The organism is Saccharopolyspora phatthalungensis (assembly GCF_014203395.1).
GTDB classification, from domain to species: Bacteria; Actinomycetota; Actinomycetes; order Mycobacteriales; family Pseudonocardiaceae; genus Saccharopolyspora; species Saccharopolyspora phatthalungensis.
This window is the reverse complement of sequence record NZ_JACHIW010000002.1, coordinates 532,759-543,229: the sequence shown is the minus strand read 5'-3', so window position 1 is coordinate 543,229 and position 10,471 is coordinate 532,759. Positions and strand designations below refer to the sequence as shown.

General features: G+C 66.8%; 10 protein-coding genes and 1 pseudogene. 7 read left to right on the top strand and 4 right to left on the bottom strand.

Annotation, left to right across the window (positions count from 1 at the left end; translation table 11 throughout):
- Window positions 1-2 precede the first annotated feature (2 nt).
- Window positions 3-839, bottom strand: coding sequence for a transposase family protein (locus tag BJ970_RS29465; RefSeq protein WP_312864624.1), 837 nt, complete (start codon window positions 837-839; stop codon window positions 3-5).
- A gap of 204 nt (window positions 840-1,043) precedes the next feature.
- Between BJ970_RS29465 and BJ970_RS29460 the strand changes: the two genes are divergently transcribed.
- From BJ970_RS29460 to BJ970_RS29450, 3 genes are read left to right on the top strand one after another with little or no spacing between them, the layout of a single operon-like run.
- Window positions 1,044-1,805, top strand: a complete 762-nt coding sequence (locus tag BJ970_RS29460; RefSeq protein WP_184730290.1) for a thioesterase II family protein — start codon at window positions 1,044-1,046, stop codon at window positions 1,803-1,805.
- 15 nt (window positions 1,806-1,820) lie between these two features.
- Complete coding sequence (locus BJ970_RS29455) at window positions 1,821-5,588, top strand: SDR family NAD(P)-dependent oxidoreductase (protein WP_184730288.1); 3,768 nt, start codon at window positions 1,821-1,823, stop codon at window positions 5,586-5,588.
- Window positions 5,589-5,627: 39 nt separating this feature from the next.
- Window positions 5,628-5,837 (top strand): MbtH family protein, encoded by a 210-nt coding sequence (locus BJ970_RS29450; RefSeq protein WP_184730286.1) that lies wholly within the window; start codon window positions 5,628-5,630, stop codon window positions 5,835-5,837.
- A gap of 123 nt (window positions 5,838-5,960) precedes the next feature.
- On the opposite strand, the gene BJ970_RS29445 is transcribed toward BJ970_RS29450, so the two are convergent.
- Window positions 5,961-6,167: a DUF397 domain-containing protein gene (locus BJ970_RS29445; protein WP_184730284.1), complete on the bottom strand. Its 207-nt coding sequence runs from the start codon at window positions 6,165-6,167 to the stop codon at window positions 5,961-5,963.
- Window positions 6,130-6,975, bottom strand: coding sequence for a helix-turn-helix domain-containing protein (locus tag BJ970_RS29440; RefSeq protein WP_184730282.1), 846 nt, complete (start codon window positions 6,973-6,975; stop codon window positions 6,130-6,132). The genes BJ970_RS29445 and BJ970_RS29440 overlap by 38 nt, the downstream gene beginning before the upstream one ends.
- A gap of 562 nt (window positions 6,976-7,537) precedes the next feature.
- Between BJ970_RS29440 and BJ970_RS29435 the strand changes: the two genes are divergently transcribed.
- The 4 genes and pseudogenes from BJ970_RS29435 to BJ970_RS40235 all read left to right on the top strand — a co-directional run bounded on the left by BJ970_RS29435 (window position 7,538) and on the right by BJ970_RS40235 (window position 10,224).
- Window positions 7,538-7,810, top strand: coding sequence for a phosphopantetheine-binding protein (locus tag BJ970_RS29435; protein ID WP_312864623.1), 273 nt, complete (start codon window positions 7,538-7,540; stop codon window positions 7,808-7,810).
- Between the two features lie 56 nt (window positions 7,811-7,866).
- On the top strand, window positions 7,867-8,076 hold the full coding sequence (locus BJ970_RS29430; protein WP_184730280.1) for an MbtH family protein: 210 nt from the start codon (window positions 7,867-7,869) through the stop codon (window positions 8,074-8,076).
- A 766-nt stretch (window positions 8,077-8,842) separates the two neighbouring features.
- Window positions 8,843-9,825: pseudogene (locus tag BJ970_RS40240) on the top strand (DUF222 domain-containing protein); the annotation flags it as partial.
- 120 nt (window positions 9,826-9,945) lie between these two features.
- Window positions 9,946-10,224 (top strand): hypothetical protein, encoded by a 279-nt coding sequence (locus tag BJ970_RS40235; RefSeq protein WP_376775180.1) that lies wholly within the window; start codon window positions 9,946-9,948, stop codon window positions 10,222-10,224.
- On the opposite strand, the gene BJ970_RS29415 is transcribed toward BJ970_RS40235, so the two are convergent.
- Window positions 10,217-10,399, bottom strand: coding sequence for a hypothetical protein (locus BJ970_RS29415; RefSeq protein ID WP_184730276.1), 183 nt, complete (start codon window positions 10,397-10,399; stop codon window positions 10,217-10,219). The two genes, BJ970_RS40235 and BJ970_RS29415, sit on opposite strands and share 8 nt — an antisense overlap.
- Window positions 10,400-10,471 lie beyond the last annotated feature (72 nt).

Below are 10,471 nucleotides of genomic sequence, written 5' to 3'. Positions count from 1 at the left end.
TCTCAGTGGATTTTGCCGTGTTCGTGGCGGGTGAGGGTGAGCGCGGCTTGGACGATGGTGGTGATCTTGCGGGGGCTGGCGGTGATGTGTTGGAGGGTGCGCCAGCGTTGGGTGAGCAGGGCGAAGCCGCGTTCGCAGAGTGCGCGTAGGCCTCTGAGCAGGGCGTTGTAGGTTTTGTTGTCGATATCCAGTGGGCAGCCCTTGGGGGCGCTTTTGCTGTGTTTGATCGGGGTGAACACCCCGATGCCGGAGCCCTGGAATCCGCCGTCGCCCAGGGTCGGTAGGTCGAGTTCGGAATAGGCCCAGTACAGGGCGCCCAGGACGTGCTCTTGGGCGCTGGTGCTGTCGTGGATGCTGCCGGGTTCCACCGGTGAGGTCCACAGTGGGAATCCGGTGGGGTCGGTGATCATCAGGACGTTGCCGCCCTGGGTGTGGTGTTTGCCGGAAAACCACCGGTCGATGAGGATGCCGTTTTTGTTCTCGGTGGTTTCGCCGAGGCGGTCGGTGCTGAACAGTTTGCCGTCCACCATGACGTAGGCCGCCCCCTGCCCGGCGGCGTCTTCGAGTGCTTCGTGCAGATCAGGGGCCTGATCGGCGAGGACGTCGATGACCTCGTCGATATAGCGGTACCCGGTGGCGCGGCCGATGTTGTTGTCCCTGGCCAGTTTCGGGATCGGGGTGCGGTCGAGGAACCACCGCAGCCCCAGAACCGCCTGTTTGAACGGGGTCAACGCCCGTCGCCCGCGCGGGGTGAGGCGCCGGCGGCGTTCGGCGGCCAGCAGCCGCGACAGGTAGTGGGTGAGTTCGTCGTCGACATCGAGCGTGGCAGTATAGGTAATCACGTGGGGTCCTTGGTAACGAAGACGATCTTGTAGCGAGACCTTCTTCTACCAGGACCCCACGTCCTGTCTTCACAACCCCCTGCTCACAAGCCTCCCGCACCCCGCCCCCATTTCTCTGAGATCACCTCATTGAAATCGCCCGGAATGGGCGGAAAGGGGTGCGATATTGGCCTGATAAGGCGTCTTTCTAAGGTCGAGACCATGCCCGACTCGTTCACCGTCGAGTCGCCGTTCGTGCGCCGGGCCCGGCGCACCGATCGGCGGTTCCGGCTGTTCTGCTTCCCGCATGCCGGTGCCGGCGCGGCGGCGTTCGCCGAGTGGCCGGAGCACCTGCCACCGGAGGTCGAGCTGACCGCGCTCCAGCTGCCCGGCCGGGAGGACCGGATCGGTGAACCGCCGCTGACGGACTTCGCGGTCGCGGTGCGCACGCTGGGACTGACGATGCGTCCCTACCTACAGGGCTCGTTCGCGTTCTTCGGGCACAGCGGCGGCGCGCTGCTGGCCTTCGAACTGGCCAGGGCGCTGCGCAAACGAGGCGGACCGCAGCCGGCGCACCTGCTGCTCAGCGGCCAGGTCGCGCCGGACGAACCACCGGTGGCCGAGCCGATCCACGCGTTGCCGGACGACGAGTTCATCGCTGCGCTCCGTGCTCTCGGCGGCACCGCGCGGTCGGTCGTCGACGATCCCGAGCTGATGCGCGTGTTGCTTCCCGCGTTACGGGCGGACTTCACCCTCGGCGAGCACTACGAGTTCCGCCCCGAACCGCCGCTTGACTCCGCGCTCACGGTGCTCGGCGGGCGCGACGACGAGCGTGCTCCTGAGGACGCGATGCGGGCGTGGCAGAAACAGACCAGCGGTGCTTTCCGGATCCGCATGTTCCAGGGCGGCCACTTCTACCTCAATGACCAGGTCGCGGAGCTGACCGAGGAGATCGGCCGGGTCCTCCTCGGCGGAAAGCAGTAAGGAGGGTCCGGCTCGATGTCGAGCGAGTTGATGGCGGATCTTGCCGAAGCGGTCCGGGCGCAGCCCGGCGTCGCCGATGTCGCCTGCGCGGTCCGAAAAGAGGCGCGGACGGTGCGCACCGAGCAGGCACCGACCGCCCCCGAGCCGGTCCCGGAAACGGGGAGCGACGGCTTGCCGCTCGCAGAGGTGCACGGCGGCGAACTACCGGCTGATCCAACCGCGCCCAAGACGCTGGCGCAGGCGTTGCGGCTGGCCGCCGAACTCGCGCCGGACCGGGGCACGGTCTTGCTCACCGCAGAAGGCGGTGAGAGCTTCCAGAGCTATGCCGAGCTGTTCACGGAGGCGCGAGAACTGCTCGCCGGGTTGCGAAAAAAGGGCCTCCTGCCCGGCGATTCCGTGCTGTTCCAGTTCGCCGACAACCGCAACTTCGTTACCGCGTTCTGGGCGTGCGTGCTCGGCGGATTCGTTCCGACGCCGTGCGGCGTGCCGCTCGGCTTCGACCGGGAGAACGCGGGCACCCGCAAGCTGCGCAACGCGTGGGAACTCCTCGAACACCCGGTGGTCCTGACCGACAGCGGACTGCTCGACGCGGTCAACGGGCTCGGCCAGAGCTGGCACGCGGAATTCACGGCGTACTGCAACGAGGAACTGCGCAAACCTTCAGCACAGCCCGACCTTTTCCCGGCCGAACCGGACGATCCGGTCGTCCAGCTGCTCACCTCGGGCAGCACCGGCGTGCCCAAGTGCGTCCGGCACGCCAACGCCAGCATCGTCGCCCGGACGCTGGCCAGCGCCGCAGCCAACGGCTTCGACGAGCACGACGTGTCGCTGAACTGGATCCCGTTGGACCACGTCGGCGGCGTGATCATGCACAACGTCGGCAACGTGGTGCTGCGGAACCACCACGTCAACGCCGAAACCGATGCCTTCCTGGCGGATCCGCTGGTGTGGATGGACTGGGTGCACCGGTTCCGGGTGACCAACACCTGGGCCCCGAACTTCGCGTTCTCGCTGTTCAACGACAACGCCCACCGGGTCGCCGACCGCGACTGGGACCTGTCCTGCCTGCGGCATATCTGCAACGGCGGCGAAGCCGTGGTGACCCGCACCGCGCAGCGGTTCCTGGAGGTCCTGCGCCCCTTCGGGTTGCCCGCCGACTCGTTGCTGCCGACCTTCGGGATGTCGGAGATCGCCTCCGGAACCATCTACTCGACGCTCTCCGGCGACGATCCGACACAGGGCACCATCAGCGTCGAGAAGACCTCGCTAGGCGGCCGGTTGCGGGTGGTCGAGCACCGGGACACCCCCGAGGTGATCACCTTCACCGAGGTCGGCAGGCCACTGCCGGGTTTGCGGATGCGGATCGTCGACGACCGGAACCGGCCGTTGCCCGAGGACCACGTGGGGCGGTTGCAGTTCTCCGGCAGCACGATGATGACCGGCTACTACCGCAATCCGGAGGCCAACCGGAAGTCCTACACCGAGGACGGCTGGTTCAACAGCGGCGACCTCGGCTTCATCCACGACGGCCGGCTGACATTGACCGGCCGGGACAGCGACCTGATCGTCGTGCAGGGCGTCAACTACCTGAACTTCGACATCGAGTCGATCGTCGAGCAGGTGCCCGGCACCGAGGTGACCTTCGTGGCCGCGTGCGGCGATTCCGGGGCCGGTGCCGAAACCGAGAAGCTCGTGGTCTTCTTCGTACCGACCTCGCCGGACGTGGCAGGCACGGTGACGCGAATCAAGGCGCGGCTGGCCGATGAGATCGGTCTCCAGCCGCACCTTGTCGTCCCGGTCGAGCGCAGCCGGTTCCCGAAGACCAACAGCGGGAAGATCCAGCGCTCCCAGCTCATCGCCGACCTGCACGCGGGGAAGTTCGACGACGCCTTGCGCGATCTCGTCGACGCGCCGGACGAGCCGGTGGACAGTTCGGAGTGGTTCTTCGAACGGGTGTGGACCGAGCAGTCCATTGTGGAGACCGATCGCGCCGAGGGCGTCCGCGTGCTGTTCGCCGACGAGGAGCACGAGCAGCGATTCGGCCAGCACACCGTGGTCGTGGTGCCGGGAACGCGATTCTCCCAAAATGACGGGCGTTTCTCCATTGACCCCGAGAACTCGTCGCACTACCACGACCTGTTCGCGGCGGTGCGCCAGCAGTTCGGTCCCGTCGACACCGTCCTGCACGCCTGGGCAGCCGCGCCGAGCCCGAACCTGGACGCCGGGCTGCGCGCCGGTCCGTACTCGGTGCGGCTATTGCTCGCCGAGTTGGCGTCCGGCGCGGACGGCCCCGCCGTTCTGGTGTTCACGGCCAATGGGCTGTGGGTTCGGGAAGGCGACGCCGTAGACGTGCCCAAGTCGGCCTTGCCGGGGCTGGTGCGCACGGCCGTTGCCGAGGGCACGGTGCCGTTGCTGCGTCAGGTGGATCTGCCCGCTGAAAACCCCGAGCGGTGGGCCGGGATCGTCCGGTCCGAGCTGGCGGCCGCGCCCGATGCCGACGTGGTCGCGCACCGAGCAGGAATCCGGCTGGTGCCGAGGTTGCGCCCGGTGCCGCTGGACCTGGACGGCGCCCCGGACCTGGTCCAGGGCGGGGTGTATGCGATCACGGGTGGTCTCGGCGGCATCGCGTACCAGATCGCCGAATACCTGCTCGCCACCTACCAGGCGCGACTGCTGCTGATCGGGCGCAGCCCGATCAGCGAGGGTTCTGTGAAGGCGGAGCGGCTGGCCGACCTGCGAATGCTCGGCGAGGTCGAGTACCGGTCGCTCGACATCGGCGACACGGCCGCGCTGCACAGCGCCGTCGCGCAGGCCGAGCGGCGGTGGGAGCGCCCACTGTCCGGCATCCTGCACCTGGCCAGCAATGACGTGTCGCAGCAGTGGGCCCGCCTGGAGGAGCACACGGTGGCTCGCGCCTCGCGCATCGAGTTCGCCGAGACATACCGGGCGAAGGTGCACGGCACGATGGCCATCGCCGAGGTTCTGCGGAACCGGCCGGACACGCTGCTGGTGCTGTTCTCCTCGGTCAACGGCGAATTCGGCGGCAGCTCCTTCGGCGCGTACTCCTCGGCGAACAGCTTCCTGAACGGCTTCGCGGATTACTGGGGCCGCGAGCAGGGCCGCCCGGTACGTTGCTTGTCGTGGAGCATGTGGACCGGCAGCGGCATGAACCAGGGCAGCCCGTCAGCGGCGGCGGCCTCGCGGGGTTTCGTGCCGATCGACGACGCCGGCGGCCTCGCTTCGCTGCTGGCGGCGCTCGGCCAGGAACGCGTCAACCTGCTGATCGGCCTGGACCGGCGCAACGAGCACATCGTCGCCGAACTCGCGCCGGAACACCTGCGCAGCACGGAGATCGTGGTGGCCTACAGCGGCGACGTGGTGGAGGAGCAGGTGCTACGGACGCAGGCGGCGTCGGTGCTCGCGCGCAGCGAGGTGCCGGTGCGGTTCACGCACGTCGCGCAGATCCCACGGGATCCGGCCGGGGCGGTCGATCAGGCGGCGCTGTTGGCGGTGGCGCGGGCGGAGTCGCAGCGGGGACGGCGCAAGTACGCCGAGCCGGAGACCGAACTGGAGCGAAAGCTGGCCGCGATCTGGGGCGACGTGCTCGGTCACGAGCGGATCGGCCGGGACGACGCGTTCTTCGAACTGGGCGGCAATTCCCTGCGCGCGGCGCAACTCGTCGCCCGGATCAACGGTTCGCTACCGATGCGCGTGGCGGTCCACCAGCTCTACGACCACCCCACGGTCGGCCGCCTGGCCAAGGTGCTCGAAGCGTCGCGCTAGGCGAATGACCGGTCAGCTCAGGAGAGAGGAAACAACCAGATGACGAACCCGTTCGAGGACCCCGAGGGCCGCTACGTGGTGCTGGTGAACGACGAAGGCCAGCACTCCCTGTGGCCGACGTTCGTCGAGGTCCCGGCCGGCTGGACGAAGGTCCACGGCGAAGACACCCGGGACGCCTGCCTGGCCTACGTCGAGGAGAACTGGACGGACCTCCGCCCGAAAAGCCTCATCGAAGCGATGGGACGCTGATGCCGAAGGACCGTCGATTTCGCGCGAAATCGACGGTCCCGCCCCAGGGCTGGTGGCGATTTCGCGCGAAATCGCCCCCACCCCCAGGGCGACCGACACCCGATCAGGGGCCCGGAGGAGTCGCTAGCGCCTGAAGCGCCCGTCTTTGATCGCCTGCACGAACGCAGCGACGTCGACCGCGAGCGCCGGGCCGTTCGGGTCCTTGGAGTCCCGAATCAGGCCACGCGGCCTAGATAACTCGACACACGTTTGCAGGTTCTGGCTTCGGCTGGATTTCTGCCAAAGGTAACGGTCATTCACTGCGTACCTCCACTCTCTTGATCGCTTCATGAAGCAAAATCCTGGACTGCCTCACGTCCAGAGCGCTCTCGGCGACCTGATCCACCGCATGCTGGTAAGCCGTGATGTCGCCGTATTCGTGCAAGAACAGTCCCGAACGTCGATTCTCCAGCACTACCACAGGGTCGAGCTTGTACTGCTTGATCAGCAAGAAGCCGCCTTCGAGCGAGGGATTCCATCCGCTGCTGTGCGGCACGATTCGGCAGACGATGTTTGGCCGTTTGCTCATGTCGAGCAGATACTTCAACTGGTCGAGCATCGTGTCACGGCCTCCGACAGCTTGGCGGAGGGCTCCCTCGCCCACCAAGGCGAGAAAGTGAGCGGGTCTGTCTCGGGTGATGACGTCCTTGCGGCCGATCCGGATTGCGGCGCGGGTTGCGATCTCCCCGGCCGGAACACCGCCTCCGGACATGATTGCTCGGATGTAGCCGCTGGTCTGCAACAACCCGGGTATCAGCAGCGGCGCTACTTCGGTGATCTCTGAAGCGTTCTGCTCGTAATCGACCAGCGCCGAGAGTTGCTGTTTCTGATCCGGCAGTCGGGTCGCCACCCATTGCGGGGCGTCGGTACCGTAAGCGAGGGACACGATTTCCTCGTACCTGTCACCGAGGACGCCCAGCGCGGTGAGTATCTGCGCGACTTGCTCGGGTTTTGGTGTTCGTTCGCCCGTCTCCCAGCGCGACAGGACTCCGGCGTCGCGGCCGAGCATGGATGAGAACTCGCGCAGTTTGAGCCCTCGATCTTCGCGGGCCTGTCGCAGGGCACCACCAAGTGCACGTGCTTTTGGTGTTCTGGCCATCTATCGGCTCCATGTCGTCGACGGCAACCGGCTAACGAGTGCTACGCCAGCGTCACATTACTCGTTGCGATCATGGTAACACTTTGCGTTAGTTGTCACCGTTGTCGGATCCTGGGACAACAACCTCGATCAGCGATTAGTCCCAAGTCGGAGGTGTCATGTCCGAACTGGAGGAGTGGCCACGGTGGCTTCCTTCGCCTGGATTGCGAGCACTGGAAACACATTTCGTACCGCACCCCGGCCAGCACGGTGTGTGCGGCGCTGAGGTGATGTGGGCGGACGTCGGGCATCCGACGACAACTCGTCCACGTTGCGCCTGGTGCGTGCGAATCGCCAAGGCGCAGACCCGGCTGCGGCATCCGTCGAACTCGGCTCGGCGGCGGGTTCGGCCGAAACCGGGTGCTGGGCGGGTTCGGGAGTGCGTGAAGCGCAATCACGTTCGGTGACTTACTCAACCATCGGTCCATTGCGGCCGGCCGACGAAAGGGGCTGCCATCCGGCCACAAGCTATGCCTCCGCCCGATCCTGTTCCCTTGTAAAAGGTCAGGCCGCGCTGTTGGCGGTGGCGCGGGCGGAGTCGCAGCGGGGGCGGCGCAAGTACGCCGAGCCGGAGACCGAACTGGAGCGAAAGCTGGCCGCGATCTGGGGCGACGTGCTCGGTCACGAGCGGATCGGCCGGGACGACGCGTTCTTCGAACTGGGCGGCAACTCCCTGCGCGCGGCGCAACTCGTCGCCCGGATCAACGGGTCGCTCCCGATCCGTGTGGCGGTTCACCAGCTCTACGACCACCCCACGGTCGGCCGCTTGGCCAAGGTGCTCGAAGCGTCGCGCTAGGCGAATGACCGGTCATCACAGGAGACCGGTCATCTCAGGAGAGAGGAATCAACCAGATGACGAACCCGTTCGAAGACCCCGAAGGCCGCTACCTGGTGCTGGTCAACGACGAGGGCCAGCACTCCCTGTGGCCGACATTCGTTGAGATCCCGGCCGGCTGGACGAAGGTCCACGGCGAAGACACCCGGGACGCCTGCCTGGCCTACGTCGAGGAGAACTGGACGGACCTCCGCCCGAAAAGCCTCATCGAAGCGATGGGCCGCTGACGCCGAAGGACCGTCGATTTCGCGCGAAATCGACGGTCCCGGCGCGGGGCTGGCGGCGATTTCGCGCGAAATCGCCCTCACGCCCAAGGTGACCGAAACCCAAGCAGGGTTCCCGGCTAGTGCTCGAAGCGCCCGTCCTTGATCGCCTGCACGAACGCGGCGACATCGATCGCGAGTGCCGGGCCGTTCGGGTCCTTGGAGTCCCGGATCAGGCCCCGCGGCCTAGATATTAATAAGTTGGACGGTGTGGAGTCCGCGGCCTGAGGGATTCCGGGCGCCTTGACGTGATTCGCCGCGCCTTTCGAGGGGGGTTGGGGCTGTGGGAGGTTCCGTGTTGGATGGGCCATCCCCGCGATCGGTGGAGTGTGGGGGCTGCGTTCCGGAGGTCAAGCCCGGCCTGGCGGCCGCCTCTTCGAGGTTTCAGGCTTGACATCCGGCCCACAGCCCCGGTTCGGCTTTGTATCGCGGGGATGGCCCCGGAGTGGGCTGGCACATCGGGCAGGTCGCGTTGCGGGGCGGCGGATTCGGCCGTGGCTGGGACTGGTGCCGGTCGGCTTGTGGTTGTTTCGTAAGGGGTTTTGATCGGTCGTGATGAGGGGCGCCTTCGGCGTGGCGTGGAGGCGTCTTCGGCGTGACGTACGGGCGTGTGCTGAGGGGCGCCTTCGGCGTGTGGTGGAGAGTTTTTGTTGTGGGGTAGGGGTTTTCACCTGATCAAGCGATGTTGAAAAGCGTGCGAATGGGTGTTCGAATCTGAGAGAATGGAGGCATGGCACCGTTGACGGACACCCAGGATCCGAACGTGGAGATGATGTCTTCGCGGTCGTCTGCGGTGTCGTGCTCGGATGCCGAGCTCATCGCCCGGATTCAGCGCTGTGAGCAGACCATGCGGGTGGCGATGATGGAGCAGTTGCAGGTGATCGCCGAGGCGGACCGGCGGGGGCTGCACGCCGACCGTGGCGCGAGGTCGATGCAGGTGTGGTTGCGGGAGCTTCTCAATATCGACCACCGGGATGCCAAGACTCGTGTGAAGGTCGCCCACAACGTTGAGGACCGGGCCTCGTTGTATGGCGAGACGATGCCCGCTGAGCTTCCCGAGACGGCTGCTGCTTTGTCGGAGGGGCGATCAGTCTTGAGCACGCGCGCGTGATCGTGGCGGGCGTGCACCGGCTCCCGGAGTACGCCCGTTGCCACAGGGTGGGGGAGGTCGAGGCGACCCTGGCCGGGTACGCCCGCCAGGTGCCGCCGCGTGAGCTGGAGACAATCGCCGAACGGATCAGGTATCTGTTCGATCAGGACGGGGCCTACCAGGACGAAGAGGGCCAGCACGAGGCGCGGGAATTGCACTACGCGACCGCTCGGGACGGGATGATGGTCATCAAGGCCCGGCTGGACCGCGAGACCGGGGCCAAATTCGCCGCGCTCATGGAACCGCTGGCCGCACCGTGTCCGGAATTCGACGGGGAGAAGGACTCTCGCAGCGTCGGGCAGCGCAATGCCGACGGCTTCGCCGCGTTGCTCGATCTGGCCATCGATTCCGATGGGGTGCCGCGTGCCGGTGGGCAACGGCCGCACCTGACGATCACTATCGACTTCGAGGATCTCAAGCGCGGGCTGGGCTTCCTCGACGAGCACGGCATGCCCGGCACCCTCAACACCGAACGCGCCATCACCGCCGAGAACGCCAGGCACATCGCCTGCGACAGCGAGGTACTGCCGATGGTCCTCGACGGCGACGGGCTTCCCCTGGACGTCGGCCGGGCCAAGCTGACCGCACCCCCGCACATCCGGGCCGCGCTGCTTCAGCGAGACGGTGTCTGTTCGTTTCCCGGTTGCGACCGGCCGCCGGGAACCCCCGACGCCCACCACCTCGTGAGCTGGATCGATGGTGGCCCCACCGAACTGGCCAACATGACAATGCTCTGTGGCCACCACCACCGCGCCGTGCACAGTCAGCGGTGGGAGATCGAGATGCGCGACGGCAGACCCGTCTTCGTCCCACCGGCCACAGTGGACGTTAATCGAAGACCGAGACCGGGCGGCAAGGCGCTGCCTGCCCAGCATCGCGAACACCTCCGGGACCTCATCCCCACGCCGCGGGACCCGGCGGGCGAAACGTGCTGGGCGCGTTCCGAAGCGGCGGTCAGCTGACCGCCGCCGTGGACTTCGCGGCTACACTGACCCGCCATCCGACCGCCCAGCACAGCCCACCCCTGCACGGCCGCAGCCAGCCGTCAGGAGGCATTCGTACCGCTGCGGCGCAGTGCCCGGCGGGCTCGTCCGGCACCAGCCGGGTCAGCAGGTGAAGATCGGGTAGATCACTCACCAACTCTGGCGACAGCTGTGGCGGTTCTCGGTTTCAGCGCTCCGCGAAGCTTGTAGATGAGCCCTTTTGCTG

Excerpts from the sequence above, each read along its gene's own strand:
- BJ970_RS29460 (WP_184730290.1), top strand. The coding sequence starts at position 1,044 with ATGCCCGACTCGTTCACCGTCGAGTCGCCGTTCGTGCGCCGGGCCCGG.
- BJ970_RS29455 (WP_184730288.1), top strand. The coding sequence starts at position 1,821 with ATGTCGAGCGAGTTGATGGCGGATCTTGCCGAAGCGGTCCGGGCGCAG.
- BJ970_RS29450 (WP_184730286.1), top strand. The coding sequence starts at position 5,628 with ATGACGAACCCGTTCGAGGACCCCGAGGGCCGCTACGTGGTGCTGGTG.
- BJ970_RS29445 (WP_184730284.1), bottom strand. The coding sequence starts at position 6,167 with ATGAAGCGATCAAGAGAGTGGAGGTACGCAGTGAATGACCGTTACCTT.
- BJ970_RS29440 (WP_184730282.1), bottom strand. The coding sequence starts at position 6,975 with ATGGCCAGAACACCAAAAGCACGTGCACTTGGTGGTGCCCTGCGACAG.
- BJ970_RS29430 (WP_184730280.1), top strand. The coding sequence starts at position 7,867 with ATGACGAACCCGTTCGAAGACCCCGAAGGCCGCTACCTGGTGCTGGTC.